We start from the raw sequence: 22558 nt of genomic DNA, 5'->3' as shown, positions 1-22558 counted from the left end.
GGTTTAATCGACCGGTAAGCGTCCACCTTCGGACCGCTTCTGAGCGAGGAGTGCCCATGCCGGTCGACGAGACCCAGGCAGCGCAGTTCGACATTGCGCGTCACCACCACGGGTCGACGCTTGTGCTGACGGTTTCCGGCGAGCTGGACATGCGGACCTCGCCCGCCCTCGACAAGGAAATCTCTGAAGGCGCACTGACGGCACCGACTGCCCTGGTGGTGGATTTGTCCGAGGTGACTTTCGTGGCCTCGGCCGCGATGACCGTGCTGACAATTGCTCAGAACAAGCTCGGCGAAACACTGAAGTTCGCCGTCGTGGCCGACGGTCCGGCCACCAGCCGTCCGATCCGGCTGATGGGCCTGGATCAGGTCTTCTCTCTCTACGAAGATCTGCCGACCGCGCTTGCAGCAATCGACTCACCGAGCTGAGCATCGGGTCCGGCGGGCACACCGAGCGCCAGTACAGCGGCGTCGTCCTCGAGGCCCGACCCGAAGCTGTCCAGTAGTGCGCGGATGTCATCGATGATTGCCTCGGCGGTCGTCGGAGAATGTGACCTCGCGAAGTCGAGTAGTGCCCCGGTGTCGTCGTAACGTTCACGGCCGGGACCGACTCGCGCTTCTGTCAATCCATCGGTGTAGAGCACGAGAGTGTCTCCCGGCCGAAGGAACAGTCGGGTCGAGACGAACCTGGCATCGGGAAGTATGCCGACCAATTGGCCACCTGTCGTCTCCATGTAACGTGCACTGCCGTCGGCGCGAAGAAGGAGCGCCGGAGGATGCCCGCCACCGGCCAACTCCACCTCGAAACCGCCGTCGACGATTGTCAGGACGCCGAAGATCACGGTGCAGAACTGCGGTTCGGTTGCGTGGAACTCTTGCTCGAGCACGGTATCGAGATTGTGCAACACGGCAATTGGGTCCCGGTCGTACACCGCAGCGGCACGGAGCGTATATCTCGTCAACGACGTCACCGCCGCCGCGCTCGCACCTTTGCCGCAGACGTCGCCGAGAAAGAAGCCCCATTGGTCGGCCGCGAGCGGGAAGAGGTCGTAGAAGTCACCGCCTACGTCTTCCGTCGACGCGTAGTGATAGGAGGCCTTGGCATCCATTCCCGCGGGTGGAGACAGCGAAGATGGCAGTAGTGATCGCTGTAATGTCTTGGCCAACACTTCGACTCGCGCTCGACTGTCGTCTGCACGTCTACGGGCCTCGAGTAGTTCACGCTCATAAGCCCGCCGATGGCGAGCATCGAGAGCAGTGATCCGGATCAACACTGGCTCACCGCAATCGTCGGTCTTGACGTTCGCGGTCAAGAACACCGGCAAGCGGTCACCGTCCGCGGTCACGAGATCTACCGTGACGCCGTCGATGTGCCCGTTCATGTGCAGAATCGGCGCGAAATGGGTCTCGTAGTGAATGCGACCGCCCGCAGTGAGCAGTCGCGTGAATGACGTCCCGATCAACGAGTCCTGTTGATGGCCAAGCCATCTGGCGATCGTCGAATTCAGCTTCGCAATGGTTCCATCCGGCCATAGCGAGAGATATCCGCACGGCGCGTTCTCGTATAGATCGAGCAGGCTTTCTTCGAGTGCATCGCCCGAAGCGGGTTCCTTCGGTGCACTCACGACCGCGCCGCAAACCCAGCTATGGCGGCAGCTGTCAGTTCGGGAGCACTGACCTGCGGGCAGTGTCCGCTCACGTCGAGCGTCTGCAACGCACTCCCGGCGATGTTGTCGTGCACGTATCGGCCGACGTCGGGCGGAGCGAGCGTGTCGCGTGCACAATCGACCACCAGTGTCGGGACCGTCACGCGCTCGAGATCGGCACGATTGTCCGAAAGAAACGTCGCCATCGCGAACACTTTGGCAGCCGCCGGATCCGTTCGGCAGAAGCTATCGGTCAGTTGCCCTTGAAGTTCGGGTCGATCCGGTGTGCCCATGATGGTCGGAGCCATGACTGCTGACCAACCCAGATAGTTGCTGTCGAGAGAATCGAGCAACTCGTCGATGTCGGCCCTGGTGAATCCACCTCGGTAATCGCCATCGTCGATGTAACACGGCGACGGCGTCAACAAGACCAACTTCGCGAATCGTTCGGGCGCCTCAGCCACGGCGAGGACCCCGATCATCGACGCGACCGAGTGGCCGACGAACACGACGTCGCGTAGATCGAGTTCCTCGACGATGTCGAGCACGTCGCGGGCATATTGTTCGAGGTCAGCGTACTTTCCGGCGTCCCAAGCGTCCGGGCTCGATCCGCCTGCACCCACATGATCGAACAGGACCACCTTGAAGGAGGCCACCAGGCGCTCGGTGACCGAACTCCACAAACTTTGATCGCAACCGAAGCCGTGCGAGAGCATCACTACCGGACCGTCGGCAGCTCCGACGATCCTCACATTGTTCTTCACGCGCACGTTCACCAGCACATTCTGACACTGGGCCGCAGAGCCGTCGGGCGCACCCTGGTTCAGGGGCGAAGCAGAGCGGCCAGTACCGAATGTTCACTGCGCAATCTCGCCGTTCACCGCCGTAGTGTCACTCGACCCGCCAGTTCGGCGACGCCGATATTCCAGTCCTGCGAAAGCCTGCTGAGTAGGTCGAACGCTTGGACCGCGTCGATGCCGTATCTTTCCATGATCATGCCTTTGGCCTGGCCGATGAGGTCACGCGAGGCGAGCGCGGACTGCATCTGATCCTCGTGTTGAGCAGCGATCAGCGCAACGGCAGCGTGCGTGGCCAACACCAAGCCGAGTTCCTCACTTGCAGAATCGAACCCGTCGGCCCTCTCGGAGTACAGATTGAGGGCTCCCAAATTGTCACGCCGAGTGAAAAGTTGGAACGCCAGCATCGAGTGCACACCCAAGCCCGCTGCAGCAGGGGCGAATTGCGGCCATCGATGTTCCGATCTCATGTCTTCCACGTAGACCGTGCGCTGTTCCCACACTGCGTCCAAGCATGGCCCCTGCCCGCAGTGCTCTTGCAGGGAGTCGAGTCGACGTGGCAATTCGCCCGTCGCTGCCCTCGACTCGACTGTGCGGCGTCCGGTGACCAGCGTTATTCCGGCGTGATCGGTACCTGGGACCATCTCGACTGCCATTCTTGTGATGGAGGCCAGCGTGTCTTCGATACTCGCATAATTCTGCTGAAAGACGCGCGCCATGTCCGACATCTCTCGACTCAGCGCCCCGTCGAGCGGACGCCGATCCGGTGACTCCAAACTCATCGTCCCCACCCATCGGCTGACTTGCCCTGACCCGCCTGGCGTGTGTCCGACCCTACTTCGAAAACCACCCCGATCCGGTCGACTCGGCAATCACGAGTTGCAGAAAGAAGCTATTCACCCGTCCTCAGTCATGCCACCCGACAGCCGCGAACGGAGCATTCGTCGTAATTCGGCCGACGATGCCCGCGTGCGCGAAATCCTTGGCCGTAGACACTGCGTCGAGGACACTCGCACCTTTGGCAAGCTCAGCGGTAATGGCGGCTGCGAAGACGCATCCTGCACCGGATACCCGTTCGTTCCCGATCTTCGGCGCCCGAAAGAAGGTGATGTCCTGCCCGTCGTAGAGCACGTCGACGGCATCGTCACCGGGCAGGCCGGTGCCACCTTTGACAACGACATATCGAGGCCCTAGGTCGGCAATTCTCCTTGCCGCCTCGGCCAGGTCTTCGGCAGTCTCGATGGCGTCCATCCCTGCCAGTGTTCGAGCTTCGAACAGATTGGGAGTAACGACGGTTGCCAGCGGCAGTATGTCGGTACGCAGCGCGGTGTCCGTATCCAGGGCAGCACCCGGTTCCTGACCCTTGCAGATCAGAACCGGGTCGACGACGACGTGACGCCAAGGCTGTCTGCCCAGGGATTCCGCCACAGTGGCAACGGTCTCCGGTGTGCCCAGCATGCCGATTTTGACGACGTCGAGGTCGTGCGCCGAGGTTGCTGCTTCGATCTGATCGGCAATGACCGAGCCGGCAATCGGCACGAATCGGTGCCCCCAACCCGACGCGGGATCGAACGAGACTATGCAGGTAATTGCCCCGACGCCGTAGACACCGAGCTTTTCGAAAGTCTTGAGGTCGGCCTGCAGTCCCGCGCCACCCGTGGCTTCGGACCCTGCTATGACAAATGCGCGTGTCGACATGTACTTCTTTCTTTTCGTGGCCGAATTCTTCACCAGCGTAATTTGCTACTACCGAGAGTGATCAACGCTGGGCGGTGATCGCGGTGGTTGCCGCGACGATGCGCGTTCGACCGGATTCGATGTCGATCGGATCGTTGTCGCTGTCGCCATAGGCGCGATTCAGAGCCGCCAGCTGCCGCAGAACCGCCACTCGGATCTCGGAATACACTGTGGCAGTACCGATCCGCTGACCCAACTCCGCTGCTGCGGTCACCGCAAGCGGATTCCCGAGACCGTAGTGGCGCATGGCGTCGAAGACTTGATCGACCAGCTCTGTCACTGTCGGGCGAGTCAGGGTGGCCCGATAGTTCCCCTCCCCGTCGACGCGTCCGAGAAGCGGTGTCGGTCGCGTGCTGAGCGGCACCAGTCCGACGGCCAGTTCGGCGAGCGCGTTTCGGGCCGTATAGGGGTCGTTGGTGCTCGGCGACATTGCCCGCACCGCCATCTCCGTCAGCTGCTGTACTGCGAACTGGATGTCTTGGTTCGGGGTACGGGTGTCCCCTAGATTGAGTGCTCCCCTGACTGCTTCGTCGACATCGGAATCCACGTCGCCACTCTTGATAGCGATCGGCTCGCCCACGATCAGGTGGTCACCGGGCCCGATGCGCAGTTCGATGACGCAGTCACCGGCGCGAGCCGCTGAAACCAGTGCTTGCTCGTCAACACCAACGACGAACCCCGACGATTGCGCAAGCACAACCGCCGAAGGTGAAGGTACAGAACGCGCAGCAACCGCATTGTCGGGCGAAGTCTCCGGGTACAACGAATCGACTACCGCGACCAGCTCACCTCGAACCCGTGCGGAGAGCGTGGAGACCTGGATCGAATTCGCAATGTGGTGAATGAAATACACCAATACCGCGACATCGAGTACCGCCAGTAGGACTGCAACATTGACGGCTATATCGGGAACGAAGGAGATCCCGTCGTTCGATTCGGAGCGGATCGAACGCAATACCATCAGTGCGTACAGGAACGTCGATCCGAAGATTCCGAGTACGAACTGATTACCTCGGTCGGACATGAAATTTCGCACGAGCCGCGGACCATAAGTGGAACTTGCGGTCGCAAGTACCGAGATCGTGATGGAAAAAGATGTCGCAGCCACCGCCAGCATCGAGCCACCGATGGCACCGAGGATGTCCCGGCTTCCGCTGGCTCCGACCCGGTAGAACAAAAATCCCCAGGCGCCGAAATCTGTACCGTCGAGACGGCGGTCGAGCGTGATCAGAAGTTGCGCCAGAACGATGGCCACGATACCGAGGAGCGCGGGAAGAAACCAGAACGACTCACGCGCCCGGAGGAGCCGGACACGTAGAGCGCTCACCACGGGCTCGCACCGGAAAGACCAGGGACACTCACGGGCAACTCCTTCGATCCACGACGCTCAGCTCTCTACCCGTCCAAAAGTATGTCGGAACACCTCAGAGCAGTTCGCTGAATCGTTCGATATCCCGGACCTTCCCCGAGACGATGATGGTATCCCCCGCGGCGACGATCGTGTCAGCGGCAGCGTAGGTGAAACCCTCGCCAGACCGTTTGATCGCCACCACCGTCACCTTGTGCTTGGTACGAACAGCACTGTCACCCAACTGAATTCCGATGACGAATTTCGGTGGCGACGTCTTGGCCATGGCAAATTCGTCGTCGAACTCGATGTAGTCCATCATTCGTCCACGAACGAGGTGCGCTACCCGCTTGCCCATGTCGTGTTCGGGTCGCACCACGTGGTGGACACCGATCTGCGTCAAGATCTTTGCGTGCGCATTGCTGGTGGCTTTGGCCCAGATGTTGGTGACCGACAGATTGATCAGGGCCGAGGCGGTGAGCAGACTCGCTTCGAGTTTCGAACCGATGGCTACCACCGCACGGTCGAACTCGTGCACCGAGAGCTGCCGAAGCGCTTCCTCGTCGGTGGTATCGGCAACGGCTGCGTGAGTCAGGCGATCCGACATACGTTGGACAAGCGTTTCGTCGGAGTCGATTCCGAGAACTTCGGTACCTTGCGACATGAGCTCGAGTGCAAGGGAATTGCCGAATCGACCGAGCCCGAGGACAACGACCACGTTGGAGGAAGGTTTCTTAACCAATGAACGGCCTTTCTTCGGGGAGAGTGTAGCGGCGCCCACGATCACGCGCCGCAAGTGCACTGACCAAGGTGATCGACCCGATTCGGCCGACGTACATGAGCAGAATCAGGATCAACTGCCCCCAAGGTGGAAGTTGGCCGGTGATCCCGGTCGACAGTCCGACAGTCGCTGAAGCCGATACGACCTCGAACAACAGCTCGTCGAGGCCGAAAGGTGTGCCTGCCAAGAGGACCACGGTCGGAATCACCACAAGTGCGATACCGAACAATGCGACGGTCAAGGCCTGCCGCTGCACGCGTGCATTGATCTGTCGGTCGAAGACCGTCACTGTCCGATCTCCACGGATTTCGGCGATGATGACGAACAACAGCACTGCGAACGTGGTGACCTTGATTCCGCCGGCCGTGCCGCCGCTTCCCCCACCGATGAACATCAGCACATCGGTGACAAGGAGAGTCGCCTGGTCGGCCTCTGCCCAGTCGATGCTGTTCAAGCCCGCGGATCTCGACATGATTCCTTGAAAACTGCCGACCAGTACTTTGTCAGCGACTCCGAAGGGTGCGAGGGTCCGCGACCATTCGAGTACCAATACCAGCGCGGGTCCGACGATCAGAAGAACTCCGGTGACCGACAGTGTCAGTCGAGAATGTAGAGACCAACGACGCGACAACTGTGACGGGCGGCGACGAACCTGCCGAATCACCTCGAACAGCACCGGGAAGCCCAGTCCTCCCAGCACGACGGCGACTATCAGGGGTATGCAAATCCAAGGGTCGGTGGCGAAGCCGATGATATTGCCCTCGAAGAGGACGAACCCAGCATTGTTGAACGCCGAGATCGAATGAAAAACTCCGAGCCACACCGCTCGCAGCGGCGGTTCGTCGTATCCCAACCAGAAACGTAGTGCGAGACCTGATGCTATGACGGCTTCGATGACGAAACTGGTGCGTACGACTCCGGTCACGACACTGCGAATATCGGTCAGCCCCGTTGCGCGCAATTCCACGGCCGTGTTGAGCCGACTCCGCAGACCGATTCGATCGGCGAGGATCAACCCCACCAACGAGGCCATGGTCATGATGCCGAGCCCGCCGAGCTGGATCAGCGCCAGAATGATGCCCTGCCCGAAACCCGACCACTGCGTCGGCGTATCCACCACGACGAGACCGGTAAGGCACATCGCCGACGTCGCGGTGAACAATGCCTGCAGTGGACTTGCGCCCGATCCTGGCTGGCTGGCCCAAGGGATGCTGAGAAGACCCGTTCCGACCGCAATAGCAACCGCAAATCCCAGAGAGACGAAACGAACCGGAGTCAACTTCGCGGCGTCTATGAACCATCGACGCTTCTCAGGGGGATCGTCGGCGGGGGGCGTCACGCACTAGAGCCTAACCACGGCGTGATCACTCTCGATCACAACGAGGGCCAACGACGTCCGTCGACCTTCACGTGCCCCGCCGAGAGTCATGCAACGACGGCGCGCTGCGGCACTCCCGAGTATTCGCTGAGCGGACGGATGAGTGCGTTGGATGCGCCTTGTTCGATGATGTGCGCGGTCCACCCCGTGATGCGGCTCATCACGAAGATCGGTGTGAACACGTCGATATCGAAGCCCATGAGGTAGTAGGCCGGTCCGGTCGGGAAGTCGAGGTTCGGCTCGATTCCGGTGGCCTCGTTCATTGTCTTCTCGAGTGTGTCGTACATCCGAACCCACTTCCGACCGTCCTTCACTGCCGCAACTTCCCGGAAGGCCTTGCTCATCGTGGGCACCCGCGAGTCACCGTTCTTGTAGACCCGGTGACCGAAACCCATGACCTTGTCCTTGGCCGCAAGTTTGTTCCTCAACCATCGCTCGGCCAGATCGGGGTCACCGATCTCGAGCATGTCCCGCATGACGGCCTCGTTCGCGCCGCCGTGCAGCGGACCCTTCAGGGCGCCGATGGCAGCGGTGACGGCACTGTAGATATCCGACAGCGTCGACGTCACGACTCTCGCAGCGAACGTCGAGGCGTTGAAGCTGTGCTCGGCGTACAAGATCAGTGACACCTCGAACGCTTTCACGATCTCCGGCTCCGGCACCTTCCCGAAACACATGTTCAGGAAGTTCTCGGCGAACCCGAGATGCGGGTGCGGTGCGATCGGATCGAGGCCTCGACGTCGGCGATGGTCAGCGGCCACGATCGTGGGTAACACTGCCGTCATCCGAAGCGCTTTCTGCAAGTTCGCCTGTGGACTGTTGTCGTCCTCGGCAGGATCCTCCGCACCGAGGTAACTGATCGCGGTGCGCACCACATCCATCGGATGGCAGTTGTCGGGCATCTTCGTCACCAGGGACAACAGAGACCGGTCCGCCCGGCGCAGCGCACGTTCACGTTGGGTGAACGACTCGAGTTGCTGCACCGAGGGGATCTCTCCGTTCCACAACAGGTATGCCACCTGTTCGAAACTGCAGTGCGCGGCCAGATCCTGAACTGCATACCCACGGTAGGTCAGCGAATTGGTCTCCGGCACAACCTTGGAGATCGCCGTTGTATCCACCACGACACCGGCCAAGCCTTTGAAGATGGTAGGAATCGCTTCACTCATCGATGTGCTCCTAGGCCGAAATTGTAAATGCCGGTGTCGAACTCGTTGTACTTCTCGTAGTCGAGCAGCTCGTACAATCTGCTGCGGTGCTGCATCCTGTCTACGATCGCCGATTGTGTTCCAGTCGAATCGATCTCACGCAGCCCCTGCTCTACTGAGAACATCGCCAAGCGCAGGGTGGTGACCGGGTAGATGATCGCGTTGTAGCCCAGGTCTTCCAATGTGTGCGCGGAGATCAGCTCGGACTTGCCGAACTCGGTCATATTGGCAAGCAACGGAGTGTCGACGGCTGCTCTGAACTGTGCGAACTCTGCTTCGTCGGTGAGTGCCTCGGTGAAGATCAGATCGGCACCCGCGTCGGCGTAGGCTTTTGCACGATCGATTGCCGCATCGATTCCTTCGATGGCACGGGCGTCGGTGCGAGCGCAGATGACGAAGTTCGGATCACGCCGGGCCGACACCGCAGCGTGGATGCGCTGCACCATCACCGAGGTATCCACCACTGCCTTACCGTCGAGATGGCCGCAGCGCTTGGGGTTGACCTGATCTTCTAGGTGGCACCCGGCGACACCGGCATCCTCGAGCATCGTCACCGTCCGGGCAGCGCTCATGGGTTCACCGAAACCGGTGTCGGCGTCGATCAATACCGGCACGTCGGTGACCCGGGCAATCTGCTGGCCGCGGGCTGCGACCTCGGTCGAAGTGGTGAGTCCGATGTCGGGCAGACCCAGATCAGCGGAGACTACCGCGCCTGAGATGTAGACGCCCTCGAAGCCGATCTCCTGCACCAGTTTTGCTACCAGCGGAGAGAATGCTCCCGGCATTCGCTGGATGGTTCCGGAGTTCAGTCCGGCACGGAAAGCATCCCGCTTGGCTGCTGCAGAGGTCACCGCTGTGATGAGGCCGGACATCAGAAGATGCCCTTCGGCGTCTTCGGTGCGCGCGCGAGTACATCGGCTTCGACGGTGAACGTCAGTTGATCGAGATCTCCAGCGTCGAGGCTCGCAGCATTCTGTGCGGCGGCGAGGAAGCGATCCTGTTCGGCAGGTGCGATGACGCCGTCTGCGAGGGAACGGAACTTCGCGATGTACTGCTCGCGAGCGAAGGGTCGAGCTCCCAGCGGGTGCGCGTCGGCGACAGCGAGTTCGTCGACGATCACGGTGCCGTCTTTCAAGGTGATTTCGGCGCGGGCACCGAACGCCTTCTCCGCCGGATCGACCGAGTGGTAGCGGCGAGTCCACTCGGGATCCTCGGCGGTGGAGATTTTGTTCCACAGTGCAATCGTGTCAGGTCGTTGCGCACGCTCGGGGGCGTAGGAATACTCGTGGTGCCAATCTCCGTCCTCGAGCGCGACAGCGAAGATGTACATGACCGAGTGATCGAGAGTCTCGCGTGATGCCGTCGGATCGAACTTCTGCGGATCGTTCGATCCCGTGCCGATGACGTAGTGCGTGTGGTGGCTGGTGTGCAGGACGATCTTCTCGATCTGTTCGAAATCGGAGATCTTCTCGCGCATCCGGCGCGCGAGGTCGATCGGCGCCTGACTCTGGTACTCGGCGGAATGCTCTTTGGTGTAACTGTCGAGGATCGCGCGCTTGGACTCGCCAGGTCCGGGCAGTGACACACGGTATTCCGCGTCGGGCCCGCCGAGCAGCCAGGCGATGACGCCATCCTCGCCTTCCCAGATCGGCGACGGTGCACCTTCGCCGCGCAGGGCACGGTCGACTGCTTCGACTGCTACTTTGCCTGCGAGTGCTGGGGCATAGGCCTTCCAGCTCGAGATCTGCCCCTTGCGTGACTGGCGTGTAGCGGTGGTGGTGTGAAGTGCTTGGCCGATCGCCTGGTAGATGGTCTCGGTGTCGAGACCGAGGAGTGTTCCGATGCCGGCAGCCGCCGACGGCCCCAGATGGGCCACGTGGTCGATCTTGTGCTCGTGCAACGAGATTGCGCGTACCAGATCGATCTGAACTTCATAGCCGGTGGCGAGGCCGCGAATCAGATCGCGCCCGCTACGGCCCGCATGCTGCGCGACAGCGAGGATCGGCGGAATGTTGTCGCCAGGGTGGGAGTATTCGGCAGCGAGGAAGGTGTCGTGGAAGTCGAGTTCACGCACTGCCACGCCGTTGGCCCACGCTGCCCACTCCGGCGAGTACTTTCCATCGACACCGAACACCGTCGCACCGGGACTGTATGGATGCGACATCGCCTGTGCGCGGGCGCTCGTCACCGGGCGTCGCACCAGTGAGGCGGCCGCGACGGAGGCGTTGTCGATGATGCGGTTGACGATCATCTCGGAGGTGGAGGCGGAGACCTCGACCGCATCGGTAGCTACCTCGGCGATCTTCCATGCGAGGTGATCGGACTGCGGAAAATCCTCGGCGGATCGATGGGTACGAACGAGATGAGTCTTCACAAAATCCTCCGTGCTGGTGGTGACTACGCTTGATTCGCAACCTTACGTACACGCTCGGAGCTGCGGAAGGTCTCGCAATTGCCTATTTTTGCGAGACCTTTGTTGCAAATCAGCGAATCTTGCGAATGCGGTCCGAGTACAGTGTGCTCTCGTCGAGAGGAAGTGATCGAGGTGCAGAAAATTTACGCTGGCAGTCGTCTGCGTCGCCTGCGAGAGAGTCGAAATCTGACACAGTTGGCATTGGCGAAGACGCTCGAACTATCGCCGAGCTATCTCAATCAGCTCGAGAACGATCAGCGTCCGCTCACGGTCCAGGTACTGCTGAAGTTGAACACGATGTTCGAGCTCGATCCAGCGTTCTTCGCTACCGACACCGATGCTCGACTGGTCGCGGACCTTCACGATGTTCTCACCGAGACCTCCGATCGCGGTGAAGTCTCGATGTCCGAGGTACACGAACTCGTCTCGCGTATGCCCGATGTCGGCCGAACCCTGGTTGCGCTGCATCGGCGCCTGCATGCTGCGACCGACCAGGTGGAGCGATTGTCAGCGGGACTCGATGGCCGCGGGCCCGACATTGCTTTGGACAGCCGAGCACCGATGCCCTACGAGGAGGTCCGAGACTTCTTCTACGATCGCCGCAACCACATCCCCGAACTCGACGTGGCCGCAGAAGAGTTGTTCTTCCGTCGCCGATTGACCATCGGCGCACTGGATCTGCAACTAGCGCAGCTCATTTACGAGGATCACGGCATTTCTGTCGCTATCCGCGACGACGACCCTGGCGCTTTGGGGCCCAAGCGAGTCTTCGACGAATCAACGCGGACGCTGACACTTGCGCGGCGGTTGACGGCGGGACAGCGTGCGTATCAGATCGCTACACAGCTGGCATTCGTCTCGCATTCGTCGACGATCGCCGCGGTGGTGGATTCCGACACCGCGATGAGTACCCAGTCACGTGAGTTGGCCCGCGTGGGCCTGGCCAACTACTTCGCCGGCGCACTACTGCTGCCGTACCGACAGTTTCTGGCGGCTGCAGAATCACTGCGCTACGACATCGAGATGCTGTCGTTGACGTTCGAGGTCGGTTTCGAAACCGTGTGCCATCGACTCTCCACCCTGCAACGGCCGGGCGCCAAAGGTGTCCCCTTCTTCTTCGTCCGCACCGATCGCGCGGGCAACATCTCGAAACGACAGTCCGCCACCGCATTTCACTTCTCGCGCGTGGGCGGCAGCTGTCCACTGTGGGTGGTGCACGACGCTTTCGCCGCGTCGGGCCGCATTCTCACCCAGATCGCGACGATGCCCGACGACCGGTCCTACCTCTGGATAGCGCGGACCACCGACAGCGGTGGACTCGGATACCGATCACCACGAAAGAGTTTCGCCATCGGCCTCGGATGCGATATCGCCTACGCGAACAAACTCGTCTATGCCGACGGTCTCCCACTGGACTCCCCCAGCGCGTCGACCCCGATCGGGCCGGGCTGCAAAGTGTGCGAACGTACCTCCTGTGCCCAACGCGCGTTCCCCCAGTTGGGACGCCCACTGGTCGTCGACGACAACGTCGACACGGACTTGCCGTACCCGTACATCTCGCAGCCCCCAGCCCGCACCTGAACCGTTCGACCGGCCGCCCTACTGCGCGTCGATATGCGGTTGAGTAGCGGTGTCCGGTTCAGCGCGTAGGCTGGTTGAACTCGTGCGTGGGATAGTGAATATCGCGGCAATACAACCGATTACGACGGCGAAGCATGCGAGCGTGTACCAGAGGTTGCCGATCGGATCGCCGTTGTCGGTGACGCCGTCGACTGCCGAGAAGTAGTCCGGCAACGCGCTCGCCCACAGCAACCCCATCACGCCGAGGTAGACGAGGCTGTAGATACGGACCAAGTCGTTCGAATACACCGGCTCGCGCGCTTGCCCAACCCGCACTGCGCGCCATTGGCGAACGAGAAGTGGGATCGCCACGAGCGTCAGAGCCACAAGCTCGGCCGCGTAAAGGAAACCGCGGACGGTATCGCTACCCATCCCGAAAACCGTCGCCGGAAGTGGTAGGACGAACGTGCCGACCGACGCCGCCAATCCGATCACCACTGTGCGCCAGAGAAGTTCGAGACCGGTGAAGTGTCGGCCCTGATCGACGTGACGGCCTACGAAGAACTGGACACACAACGCCAACGACATCGGCCACAGCGCAGCGAACACGACGACACTCGGTATCGGGACGGAATCGAACATGGGTTGGTTGATCGGGTTGTCGGTCGACCATTCCCACCACCGCAGCTGTGGGCCCAGTTGATCGAATATCTCGTAGAACGCGTGGTGGACGAATCCGACACACACAGCGCCGAGAAGAACGCCGTACCTGCGGAACACGCCGAGCATCCGGACGATCTCGAAGGCGAGCGTCGCCATCAGCGGATAGATCGCGACAATGTAGAGCGGGAGTCGTCCCCACATGAACTCGACGGTGAACAGATTGTGCGCGAACATCGTGTCGACTTGTTCTTCTATCCCGAAAGCGGCCGGGAAGTACAGCGGCGGTTCGATGATGAACAGGAACGCCGTCGCACCGAACCACAGCACCAAGTTGGTGGGATCCCCATGCCGACGAAGGCGCACGACCGCGTACACGAGCGCGATCACAGATCCGAGCACGATCATGAGCTCGAGCACCGGAAGAGTCCAGTTCTCCAATCCGAACGGACTGCGGAGATCGAACAACCCGCCGGCTTCTTCGCAGGAGAATCCCAGCGCAGTCGAAAGCTGATCGAACGTGGACGTACAGAGATCTGTCATCTGTCGGACCTCGATCCAACCGACTGATCGGACGGTGTAGCGCTGTACCAGCGAGTGCAGTCGTAACCCTCGTCGTAGCGTTTGAACCATTCGTCGGCAAGCGCCGGGAGCTTCTCGTGTTCAGGCTTGTGCCGGGGCATTTGACTCCGGGCGGCCCCTGCGAGGGCAGTGAGCTGTTCTTTGAGGGGCAGGCCGTCGAAGGCTCGCGGCATCGTCCCCTTGCTCAGGTAGGGAACGAAGAGGGTGAGCACTTTCTGCTTCGCGCGGTGGGAGGCGAACATCGACAACGAGTCGACCTGCCGATCCTTGAGCGGAACATGCTGGTTGAACCCCGCGCAGGCAATCCGAATCACCTTCATCACGTGGGCGAAAATCGACGGTGCCATCCGCACGCGATAGCCCTCATTGCCCACGAGGGCATCGAAGATGATGAGCGCAGAACTGCGGTGCTCGACTTCCTCTACGAAGTGCCACAGGAACAGTGACGCAACACGGTCGTCGCCCGGCGCGAACAAGGTGGCTTCGTTGTCGAGCATCAGCTTGAACACCGGGGTGAACGTCGCCTCGAGGTCCGCGGTGTAGGCGAGTCGATAGTTCAACGAGGTCGCCTCAGTGAGTACGTCGTACTCACCGAGTACTGCATCGAGCGTGTTCTGCAGTCCGGGATACCGCCTGATCAGGGCCTTCACGTGCTGCCGATGAGCGGTCGAGTGATGACCTTCCTGACGCATGAACGCCATGGCCTCCTCTGCGACCACAGGGTCGGTCATCAACGGCTTGGACTGGATGATTGCTTTCACGATCATCTTTTCGAAACCAATTGCCAGGAACGACACCGCGTTCGACATGCTCGACCACGCAGGGTTCTCCGGGTTCCACACGAATGGAACGTCCGCGTCCTCGAATCCGAAGTCCATCTTTCGGGGATGAAGATCGGTCATGTGCGACACCTCTCTATTGCTGACATATTGCGACGAACATACATCAAGGTGTCGCTACGTATGTTGATATTGCTCTAGTTGTCCATCGAACCGCCGGTCAGTCCTGGCGCGGGATGACACAGCTGCAGCGGCATTCGCGATACGCTCGGCAATCCGGCAACGAACGGTGTTCGCCCAACCGGCCTCGTTCGGGCCCTACCGGAGAAACGAGGACGAACCGAAGTGGCACGTAGGCGCGGGTGGGGTGGAACACCCCCCGAGAGCGACGACGAAGCTGTGCGACGGATCGTCGCTGCTGCCGTCGAACTCATCAGTGCCACTGGCGGTGAGGTCACCATCGCCGACGTTGCGGAGTCCCTCAATGTCATCCGACAAACCGTCTACCGGTACTTCCCCAGCGCCGACGCTCTCCTGCGAGCAGCGGCTATCGCCTCGGTCGACGCCTTCCTCGATCGACTCACCGATCATGTACGTGGCCTTCACGATCCGGCCGAAGCCGTCATCGAGGCGGTCTTGTATGCGTTGAGCGACGTCCCCAGAACCCCCCACCTGGCCATCATGCTTTCGGGTGCGTACTCCCACACCGAAGGCATCGCCTCGGACGAGGCCATGGCTTTCGGAATGACCATGATCAGACGCTTCGACGTCGACTGGGAACATCACGGTTACGACGAGCAGGCTCTCCGCGGACTCGTCGAGCATCAACTTCGAACCATGCAGTCGTTCTTCATCTCCCCGGGAAACCCACCCCGCAGCGAGCAAGACCTGCGCAGCTATCTACAACGCTGGCTGGGTCCCGTCGTCCTGCTGGTCGAACCTGCGTAGATAGTCCGAGGTGACGGTGTCTGCAGGAAAGAACGACTCGATGGCAAGCTCGGACAAGGTGATGTCCAATGCGGTTCCGAAGGTGGCGATGATCGCCAGAAACGATAGATCGGTGTCTCCGACACGGAGTTTCAGCGGCACGTATATGGCACCCGGGTCGGTGACCGCCTGATCGCTATCCGATTCATCCCCAGGGTAAGCGAGGAGTTCGTCGTGCAGTGCGAGCATCTCGTTGTCGGCTCGGGCATGGGCACTACGCAGCAGCGCAGCGAGTACCGCGGCGCGCCACTGGCCGAGGTTGGTGATGTGCGGTGCCATACCGTCAGGGTGCAGGGTGAGCCGCAGCGCGTTGAGCGGTTGCTGTGCCAGCAGGGCAGGTGACACGACCTGGGTGAGGACAACGACCGCGGCATTCGCGTCGACGATGTTCCAGGTTCGGTCCACCGCCACAGCGGGATAGGGCAGGTGCGCCTCGAGAACCTCGCGTACTGCGATACGCGCAGGCTCCATCTGCGGTGAGGCCAAGTCGTTCTCGGGATACACCGGCGCGAATCCGGCGGCGAGCAGAAGCCGGTTGCGCTCGCGCAGAGGCACATCGAGGTGCACACACATCCGCAACACCATCTCACGGCTGGGTTGGGATCGGCCGGTTTCGACGAAGCTCAGATGCCGGGTCGACACCTCTGCCTTACTCGACAGCTCGAGCTGACTCACTCGTCGATGAGATCGCCACTGCCGCAGCAGAGCGCCGAACGGGACCGGAGCAGTAGTGGTCGTCATCGGACCAGTCTGACAACGGATCGACGTAATCACCATGACCTCGTAGGTAATCGACTCTGCTCCGTGCGGAAGGCACCGTTGTCGTCATGGTCGACGGACATGCCGTCGATCCGACATTCCTTAGGAGCAAGCCATGAACCAGATCCGCACTCTCCTTCGACTCGACGCCCTGGCTTCCGGCGGCCTCGGAGTTCTACTTGTTGCTCTCGCAGGAGCACTGGAAGGCCCACTGGGACTGGACGAGACTTTGTCCGTCGTGGTCGGCCTCGGCCTACTGGCATGGGCCGGTTTTCTCACCTGGGTCTCAGCCCATCCGAGTCCGTCCATGATGCTCGAGGTCGTCGCCCTCAACCTGGTCTGGGTTGCCGCGAGCATCACGTTCGCCATCGGCGGCTGGGGCGGCCTCACCGGCTGGGGTGTGCTGTTCGTCCTGGCCCAGGCGCTCGCCGTCGCAGCATTGACTGCGCTCCAAGCCGCGGCCCGGCGGGAATTGCGGACGCCGGCGCCTGCCTGACACCTGGAGCGCGGGAGACCTCGAGACAACGACTTGCGTGACGGCAGGCTTCACCGGTGGCCTGCCGTCACCCCCATCAGGGGCGGCGTGATCAGGCTCGTGAACGATGAATTTGCAGTTCGCGACGGGTCAGTTTCGTACACGCAGGATTCGACAAGCAGCACTCGGGCCAACGCTATCGACAAGGGGAAGTACATGAGCGCAACGGTTGACGCGAACGGCGTCACTCTGGGGGTCGAGCAGTTCGGCGACCCTGCGGCGCCATTGATCTTGCTCGTCGGTGGAACGACCATGCTCTCCTGGCCGGACGCACTGTGTGCGGCGCTGGCAAGCGGTGGACGCCATGTCGTCCGCTACGACTTGCGCGATTCGGGGGCGTCGACCACCGCCCAGCCGGCTGCACCCTCGTACACCCTGCGAGATCTGGCGGCCGACGCCGCGGCGCTCGCCCACGAACTCGATTCTCGTCCGGCTCACCTAGCGGGTATCGGAGTGGGCGGCATGGTCGCCCAGGTTGCCGCACTCGACCATCCGTCCGCGTTTCGAGCGCTCACCCTCGTCGGAACCAGACCCGTTGCCCCAGGGCCGGTCGATGACGACCTGCCCGATCATGACGGGGCGACCATGAATCAACTCTTCAGCCACCCGATGCCTGATTGGACCGACCGCGGCGCCGTGGGTGAGTTCGCCGCCGCAGGCGCCGAAGTTCTCGGCGATGATCCCGCCGTCGCGCGCGCTACTGCCGAACGCATCTGGGATCGCACGCCAGGTACCGACGTTGCGGTCCAGATGGCCAATCAGATGGGAATCGTGTTTGCGCACTTGAAGTGCACGCCGCGCTGGCGGGAACGCCTACCCGACATTGCGATCCTCACGCTGGTAATCCACGGCAAGCGCGATCCCTTCTTCCCGATCGGCAACGGTGAGGCCCTCGCCCAGGAGATTCCCGACAGTCGATTTCTGGTGCTCGAACACGCCGCGACTGCGATCCCCGATAACGCTGTCGACGACGTTGCGGCGGCGATGCTCACGCTGTAAGGGTCGCCTCGATCGGACTACTCACTCATCACGCCCAGATGTCGCACCGTCCCCGAAAGTCCGGGGAGCTCTCGCGCGGGCGACCACGTGTGCAAGCCATCCGTGCTGTCGGAATAGAGATACTTGTTCTCGGTGTACGCATCGAGATATATCCGCCAATCGCCGTTCGGCAGCTGCGTCAGGGCCGGCCCCTCCAGCATCGTGCCCCAGTCTCCGGACGGGACGAAGGAATAGGGTCCCGCCGCCGACGACGCGACCGCATGGTCGATTATTTTCTTGGTCTCGTTCTTGGTGAACGCATGATAGGTCGATCCCACCTTCACCACAGTGGTGTCGATGTGGTCCGCGCCGATCCCGGCGAGCGGAACAGGCAGACCCCACAACCTGAGCGACGGATCGAGCGCGGTCATCATGTACGGCACGAACCCTCCGCCGGTCGACAGCGAGAGTATGACCTTGACGCGATCGCCGTCGACGAACCATTCCGGCGCCCACGCTTTGGTGACGAACGGCGACAACGACGGGCCGTCCGACGACCCCGCCGATCCGGTGCCGGGTAGATTCACGAACCCGACACCGTCGCCCGTACCTGGCATGAAGGCGCAGCAAAACGGGACCGGATACGTACCCATGGACGTCCAGTTGATGCGGTCGGGGCTGCGCGCGAAGCCGATATTCGCCCCGTTGGCCGTTGTGTAGGTGACGTAATACAGCCCGTCTGTGTTCTTGAAGATGGACGGGTCACGCACAAGCCCCGACGGTGGCCGATACGCCGAATGTTGGACGGCTTGGAACGAAGTAGCGTCCCCCGACTCGTACACATCCATATCGCGATCACTGGCGTTGCTGAACGCCACCATCGTGTACCGCGAGGCAGGCTGTGCAGCACTGCTTCCCGGGCCTGCAACCAGTGTGGCTGCCAAAACAAGTAACGCCGTAGATATCGCGGACAAACAAGTTCGTTCGGTCGAAGTCACGGGAGCAGTATCAACGGCAACTGCCGCGGTTCGTACCGTTTTGGCCGACTCCGATCAAGATCGTTACGGGCGGGCGGCCGTCATGCACTGACCGGCCGGCGTTGTATTCATAGCGTGCAACCGCTGCTCCGCCTGGATGTCAGGAGCTCGCCACTGCCGTCGCCCAGCGGTAGTCCGCTTTGCCGGCAGGGGTTCGCTTGACCTCATCGACCAGCACGACCGAACGCGGGATCTTGTAGCCGGCCAACGTCTTGCGGCAATGCTCCTGAATGTCGTCGAGGGTTAGCTCAGGAGCCTCGGGATAGGTTGCGATCACCGCGGCAACCTGTTGGCCCATGCGCGGGTCGGGTGCCGCGACGACGAGCGCATCGGCGATCGACGGGTGCGCGTGGAGGGCGGCCTCGACCTCCTCGGCGAAGACCTTTTCGCCGCCGGTGTTGATGCATTGCGAACCGCGTCCGAGGAAGACTATCGTGCCGTCAGCCTCCACCTTGCCCATGTCGCCGAGCACCGACAGACGGGTGCCATCACTGCGTGTCGGGAACGTCCTGGCAGTCTTCTCCTCGTCCTTGTAGTAGCCGAGGGGGACGTTGCCGATCCTGGCGATATAGCCCACATCCTCGGAGCCGGCTGGAATCTCGTTCAGACGCTCGTCGACGAGGGTCATGCTCGGCGAGGGGGGCATACGCAGAGTGCCGGCCTCGTCGATGCTGAAGGCTCCGTCGTTCCCGGACTCCGAGGCGCCGAAATTGTCCCGCAACAGCAGGTCCGGTTTGACCGCCAGCATGCGTTCCCGAACGCTGGTGGACCAAATCGCGCCACCTGAGGTGATCGAGAACAGGGAGCTGAGATCGACCTCGCCCTTTCGTCGTTCCATCTCGTCGACCAGCGGAAGACCCATAGCATCGCCGACGATCAGGATCACCTGCACCGAATCTCTCTCGATCGATTCGACGACCTTCTGCGGATCGAAGTCACGCCTGAGGACCACACGAGCGCCGAGGGTGAAAAAGGTGAACAACGAATACAACGCCGCACCGTGCATCAGGGGCGCAGCGATCAGGAACGAGAGTTCGGGAAATTCCTTTGCACCACTGGCGATCTCGGCGAGGGATTCTCGCGCCCCCTCACCGTATGGGTTTCCGCCGGAAAGTGGCTTGCGGAAAAAGTCATCCTGCCGCCACATGACGCCCTTCGGGTATCCAGTGGTCCCTCCCGTGTACAGCAGGTACAGATCGTCGCCCGTGCGGGGCTCGAACTCGGTTGTGGGCGACAAATCATGAGCATCGGCGAATGAAACCACCGAAACTCCGCGCTCCTTTGCGGCGGACAGCAGATCGGCGGCGATCTCGCCGATCACGATCACCGTCCGGATCGTCGGGCACTTCTCCAAGAGGGAAGCAAGGACGCACTGATGCTCGGGGATTTCGACGATCACCGCAGCCGAATCGGAGTTGACGAAGATGTACTCGAGTTCAGCGGGCGTGTACCGGTAGTTGACGTTGATCGGGACCGCGCGGATCTTGATCAATCCCAGGATGGAAGTCACGTGCTCGACACTGTTCTTGAGGAACAGTGCGACATGGTCGCCTCGGGAGATGCCGGCCTGCGTGAGCAGCCGGGCAGTCCTGTTAGCTTCCGCGTCCAACTGGGCGTAGCTGAGGTTCTCGCCCTCGTAGGTCAAGGCAACCCTATCGGGCACCGCACCGGCGACTGTCTCGAAAACGTCGGCAAGGTTGAACTGCATCGTCATTCCTCTCAAGCGACAGCGCCGCGATCGCGAAGCGGGTGACCCGAGTCTAGAACACGTTCTAGGTTGCCGGAGCAATACAGTCCGATTTGTTCTGTTTCGGTCGCGCCCGGGGAGACCGCAACTTCCACACTCCGCCGGACTGCGCAGGCGCGGTGCAGCCGTGATACTTCACAAGGGTGAAGACCGATCCCGGAGTCTTCCGGTTGCACGGGGTACGACGTTTTGACTTTTGTCCGCTCAACAACCTTCCGAACCGCGAGAGAGCTCACGACCTTGCGGCACCACGGATTCACCCGGCAGGCAAGCTGTCGATTCGACAGGACCCGGTGTCGTAGGCGGCGACGACCTGGGTGCAGCGGACAGCGGTGCAGGGTGAGCGGGGCTCTGAGAGACGTTGTAGGGCAGGTCTTCAACTGCTCCAAAATGAAAACTCGACAAGAAGGGCGATGGACCGTGTAGCGGATCCGAGTCCTTTGCCTCGCTCGATCAAATAGATGCAAGGGCGGCGACTGTACGCCTCGAAAATCGCTGTCCTGGTCCAAGATCATGGATCCGTATGGACTCCTGTGCCCCCGATCGGACTCGAACCGACACTGTACGGATATTAAGTCCGGAAGGATGAATTCTGATGGACTCCCCTGAATCCATATTTCTCTGCACAACAACAAGTTTCGTACATCCAGGTACATGCCAATCCATGCCGATCTGTACCGACTTGTGTCACTCTCGTGTCAACGAGAACAATTGATCAGACCCACTCGGACCAGGATGTTCCATCCCGGATCCCCATGGATCCGGTGTCCGATCTGGAGAAAACCTCAACCTTCTGTGCGCGTCCGATGAGGTCACGAAGATCCACGACCTGGCTACGGCGCTCAGTAGCCCTGAAGTCGAGACGGTAGCCGACCTGGCCACGAAGTTTAGTGATCCAGTACTGGAACGGGCCACTCGTGTAGCGCTTCGACGCGTGAAGCACGTCGGCCCCAAGACACTGGACTACATCGCCATCCTCACCCGGTCGAACCAGCATGTAGCCGTAGATCAACACGTAGCCGCGTTCGTGGCCGCTGCCGGCGTCCCCGGCCTGGACTACGACTCAATCGGTTCGCTCGTGAAAGCTGCCGCTTCGGAGATGGGGTTCAGCCCCGGTGCGCTCGACGCCGCGATCTGGAACTGCATGACCAACTCGGTCAGTACTCACAAGTAGAGTCCAGCAGATGACTCTTGGCAACACGCTTCCGACGCGGCCGACGATGTCCGCTCTGATCTGCCGCGAGGATTTCGGACAATGGAGATGACTATTCTCAGGCCGCGATCGCGGGCTGCCGATAACTGTAGTGGACGTCGTTCGGGGATCGGTACCCGATTGCCGAATGCCGGCGTCGCGAATTGTAGAACCCCTCGATGTATCTGATGATGTCCTGTCACGCTGTGTCTTTCGTGGAATAGATCGTCCGATAGACGCACTCGTTCTTGAGGGCCGCGAAGAAACTTTCCGCCATACTGTTGTCCCAACACACCCCGGTTCGCCCCATCGACGACCGCATCCCCAGCGAGCTCACCAGAGCCCGGTAGGCCCGCGATGCGTAGACACTGCCGCGATCGGAGTGAAAAATCGCTCCCGACTCGATCAGGGTCGTCGATGCCGCATTCGTCAACG

At 61.3% G+C, this 22558-nt stretch carries 21 protein-coding genes and 1 pseudogene; 6 read left to right on the top strand and 16 right to left on the bottom strand.

What is annotated here, in order from left to right; genetic code table 11:
* The first annotated feature begins 56 nt into the window (after positions 1-56).
* Positions 57-428: an STAS domain-containing protein gene (locus ABIB36_RS20330; RefSeq protein WP_084347944.1), complete on the top strand. Its 372-nt coding sequence runs from the start codon at positions 57-59 to the stop codon at positions 426-428.
* Here ABIB36_RS20330 and ABIB36_RS20325 read toward each other — a convergent pair.
* From ABIB36_RS20325 to prpD, 10 genes are all read right to left on the bottom strand, one after another.
* The gene (locus ABIB36_RS20325) at positions 380-1624 is read right to left on the bottom strand and encodes a SpoIIE family protein phosphatase (RefSeq protein ID WP_354562972.1); all 1245 of its coding nucleotides are present in this window, start codon (positions 1622-1624) and stop codon (positions 380-382) included. The two genes, ABIB36_RS20330 and ABIB36_RS20325, sit on opposite strands and share 49 nt — an antisense overlap.
* Positions 1621-2421 (bottom strand): alpha/beta fold hydrolase, encoded by an 801-nt coding sequence (locus ABIB36_RS20320; RefSeq protein WP_354562974.1) that lies wholly within the window; start codon positions 2419-2421, stop codon positions 1621-1623. Before ABIB36_RS20320 ends, ABIB36_RS20325 begins: the two co-directional genes overlap by 4 nt.
* Before the next feature lie 101 nt (positions 2422-2522).
* Positions 2523-3224, bottom strand: a complete 702-nt coding sequence (locus tag ABIB36_RS20315) for a GAF and ANTAR domain-containing protein (RefSeq protein ID WP_354562977.1) — start codon at positions 3222-3224, stop codon at positions 2523-2525.
* Between the two features lie 124 nt (positions 3225-3348).
* Positions 3349-4140, bottom strand: coding sequence for a bifunctional hydroxymethylpyrimidine kinase/phosphomethylpyrimidine kinase (gene thiD, locus ABIB36_RS20310; RefSeq protein ID WP_354562979.1), 792 nt, complete (start codon positions 4138-4140; stop codon positions 3349-3351).
* Between the two features lie 61 nt (positions 4141-4201).
* Positions 4202-5506 carry a DUF2254 domain-containing protein gene (locus tag ABIB36_RS20305; RefSeq protein WP_354562981.1) on the bottom strand — a complete coding sequence of 435 codons (1305 nt, stop codon included), beginning with the start codon at positions 5504-5506 and terminating at the stop codon, positions 4202-4204.
* A 97-nt stretch (positions 5507-5603) separates the two neighbouring features.
* A complete protein-coding gene (locus tag ABIB36_RS20300; RefSeq protein WP_502944959.1) occupies positions 5604-6245 on the bottom strand; it encodes a potassium channel family protein in 642 nt (213 codons plus the stop codon).
* A gap of 16 nt (positions 6246-6261) precedes the next feature.
* Positions 6262-7602 (bottom strand): TrkH family potassium uptake protein, encoded by a 1341-nt coding sequence (locus ABIB36_RS20295; RefSeq protein WP_502944960.1) that lies wholly within the window; start codon positions 7600-7602, stop codon positions 6262-6264.
* A gap of 131 nt (positions 7603-7733) precedes the next feature.
* The gene (locus tag ABIB36_RS20290) at positions 7734-8855 is read right to left on the bottom strand and encodes a bifunctional 2-methylcitrate synthase/citrate synthase (RefSeq protein WP_084347932.1); all 1122 of its coding nucleotides are present in this window, start codon (positions 8853-8855) and stop codon (positions 7734-7736) included.
* Positions 8852-9766 (bottom strand): methylisocitrate lyase, encoded by a 915-nt coding sequence (prpB, locus tag ABIB36_RS20285; protein WP_084347930.1) that lies wholly within the window; start codon positions 9764-9766, stop codon positions 8852-8854. Before prpB ends, ABIB36_RS20290 begins: the two co-directional genes overlap by 4 nt.
* A complete protein-coding gene (prpD, locus tag ABIB36_RS20280) occupies positions 9766-11268 on the bottom strand; it encodes a 2-methylcitrate dehydratase PrpD (protein WP_354562989.1) in 1503 nt (500 codons plus the stop codon). Before prpD ends, prpB begins: the two co-directional genes overlap by 1 nt.
* Positions 11269-11439: 171 nt before the next feature.
* On the opposite strand from prpD, the gene ABIB36_RS20275 reads away from it, so the two are divergent.
* Positions 11440-12888 (top strand): short-chain fatty acyl-CoA regulator family protein, encoded by a 1449-nt coding sequence (locus tag ABIB36_RS20275; RefSeq protein ID WP_084348092.1) that lies wholly within the window; start codon positions 11440-11442, stop codon positions 12886-12888.
* Positions 12889-12906: 18 nt separating this feature from the next.
* On the opposite strand, the gene ABIB36_RS20270 is transcribed toward ABIB36_RS20275, so the two are convergent.
* Both ABIB36_RS20270 and ABIB36_RS20265 read right to left on the bottom strand, forming a co-directional pair.
* A complete protein-coding gene (locus ABIB36_RS20270; RefSeq protein ID WP_084347926.1) occupies positions 12907-14070 on the bottom strand; it encodes a hypothetical protein in 1164 nt (387 codons plus the stop codon).
* Positions 14067-15011 (bottom strand): metal-dependent hydrolase, encoded by a 945-nt coding sequence (locus ABIB36_RS20265; protein WP_084348091.1) that lies wholly within the window; start codon positions 15009-15011, stop codon positions 14067-14069. The genes ABIB36_RS20270 and ABIB36_RS20265 overlap by 4 nt, the downstream gene beginning before the upstream one ends.
* A 222-nt stretch (positions 15012-15233) precedes the next feature.
* On the opposite strand from ABIB36_RS20265, the gene ABIB36_RS20260 reads away from it, so the two are divergent.
* On the top strand, positions 15234-15836 hold the full coding sequence (locus tag ABIB36_RS20260) for a TetR/AcrR family transcriptional regulator (protein WP_084347923.1): 603 nt from the start codon (positions 15234-15236) through the stop codon (positions 15834-15836).
* Here the strand turns inward: ABIB36_RS20260 and ABIB36_RS20255 are convergent.
* Positions 15789-16616 (bottom strand): helix-turn-helix domain-containing protein, encoded by an 828-nt coding sequence (locus tag ABIB36_RS20255; RefSeq protein WP_354562993.1) that lies wholly within the window; start codon positions 16614-16616, stop codon positions 15789-15791. The genes ABIB36_RS20260 and ABIB36_RS20255 overlap by 48 nt on opposite strands.
* Positions 16617-16749: 133 nt before the next feature.
* Between ABIB36_RS20255 and ABIB36_RS20250 the strand changes: the two genes are divergently transcribed.
* A complete protein-coding gene (locus tag ABIB36_RS20250) occupies positions 16750-17130 on the top strand; it encodes a hypothetical protein (RefSeq protein ID WP_084347919.1) in 381 nt (126 codons plus the stop codon).
* 195 nt (positions 17131-17325) lie between these two features.
* Entirely contained in the window at positions 17326-18168 is an 843-nt protein-coding gene (locus tag ABIB36_RS20245; RefSeq protein ID WP_354562996.1) for an alpha/beta fold hydrolase, read from the top strand.
* Positions 18169-18185: 17 nt separating this feature from the next.
* Here ABIB36_RS20245 and ABIB36_RS20240 read toward each other — a convergent pair whose 3' ends face one another.
* Together ABIB36_RS20240 and ABIB36_RS20235 are read right to left on the bottom strand one after the other, a co-directional pair.
* Entirely contained in the window at positions 18186-19028 is an 843-nt protein-coding gene (locus ABIB36_RS20240; RefSeq protein ID WP_354563013.1) for a glycoside hydrolase family protein, read from the bottom strand.
* A gap of 256 nt (positions 19029-19284) precedes the next feature.
* A complete protein-coding gene (locus ABIB36_RS20235; protein ID WP_354562997.1) occupies positions 19285-20892 on the bottom strand; it encodes an AMP-binding protein in 1608 nt (535 codons plus the stop codon).
* A gap of 781 nt (positions 20893-21673) precedes the next feature.
* On the opposite strand from ABIB36_RS20235, the gene ABIB36_RS21985 reads away from it, so the two are divergent.
* Positions 21674-22105: a DUF8548 family protein gene (locus tag ABIB36_RS21985; RefSeq protein WP_502950154.1), complete on the top strand. Its 432-nt coding sequence runs from the start codon at positions 21674-21676 to the stop codon at positions 22103-22105.
* Positions 22106-22202: 97 nt separating this feature from the next.
* Here ABIB36_RS21985 and ABIB36_RS20225 read toward each other — a convergent pair.
* Positions 22203-22558: pseudogene (locus ABIB36_RS20225) on the bottom strand (integrase core domain-containing protein); the annotation flags it as partial.

Source organism: Rhodococcus sp. UYP9 (assembly GCF_040547235.1).
In the GTDB taxonomy this organism is placed as follows: Bacteria; Actinomycetota; Actinomycetes; order Mycobacteriales; family Mycobacteriaceae; genus Rhodococcoides.
The sequence above is the reverse complement of the archived record's forward strand: the minus strand, read 5'-3'. Positions and strand labels throughout refer to the sequence as shown.

Excerpts from the sequence above, each read along its gene's own strand:
- ABIB36_RS20330 (WP_084347944.1), top strand. The coding sequence starts at position 57 with ATGCCGGTCGACGAGACCCAGGCAGCGCAGTTCGACATTGCGCGTCAC.
- ABIB36_RS20315 (WP_354562977.1), bottom strand. The coding sequence starts at position 3,224 with ATGAGTTTGGAGTCACCGGATCGGCGTCCGCTCGACGGGGCGCTGAGT.
- thiD (WP_354562979.1), bottom strand. The coding sequence starts at position 4,140 with ATGTCGACACGCGCATTTGTCATAGCAGGGTCCGAAGCCACGGGTGGC.
- ABIB36_RS20290 (WP_084347932.1), bottom strand. The coding sequence starts at position 8,855 with ATGAGTGAAGCGATTCCTACCATCTTCAAAGGCTTGGCCGGTGTCGTG.
- prpB (WP_084347930.1), bottom strand. The coding sequence starts at position 9,766 with ATGTCCGGCCTCATCACAGCGGTGACCTCTGCAGCAGCCAAGCGGGAT.
- ABIB36_RS20270 (WP_084347926.1), bottom strand. The coding sequence starts at position 14,070 with ATGACAGATCTCTGTACGTCCACGTTCGATCAGCTTTCGACTGCGCTG.
- ABIB36_RS20265 (WP_084348091.1), bottom strand. The coding sequence starts at position 15,011 with ATGACCGATCTTCATCCCCGAAAGATGGACTTCGGATTCGAGGACGCG.
- ABIB36_RS20255 (WP_354562993.1), bottom strand. The coding sequence starts at position 16,616 with ATGACGACCACTACTGCTCCGGTCCCGTTCGGCGCTCTGCTGCGGCAG.
- ABIB36_RS20250 (WP_084347919.1), top strand. The coding sequence starts at position 16,750 with ATGAACCAGATCCGCACTCTCCTTCGACTCGACGCCCTGGCTTCCGGC.
- ABIB36_RS20245 (WP_354562996.1), top strand. The coding sequence starts at position 17,326 with ATGAGCGCAACGGTTGACGCGAACGGCGTCACTCTGGGGGTCGAGCAG.
- ABIB36_RS20240 (WP_354563013.1), bottom strand. The coding sequence starts at position 19,028 with ATGGTGGCGTTCAGCAACGCCAGTGATCGCGATATGGATGTGTACGAG.
- ABIB36_RS20235 (WP_354562997.1), bottom strand. The coding sequence starts at position 20,892 with ATGCAGTTCAACCTTGCCGACGTTTTCGAGACAGTCGCCGGTGCGGTG.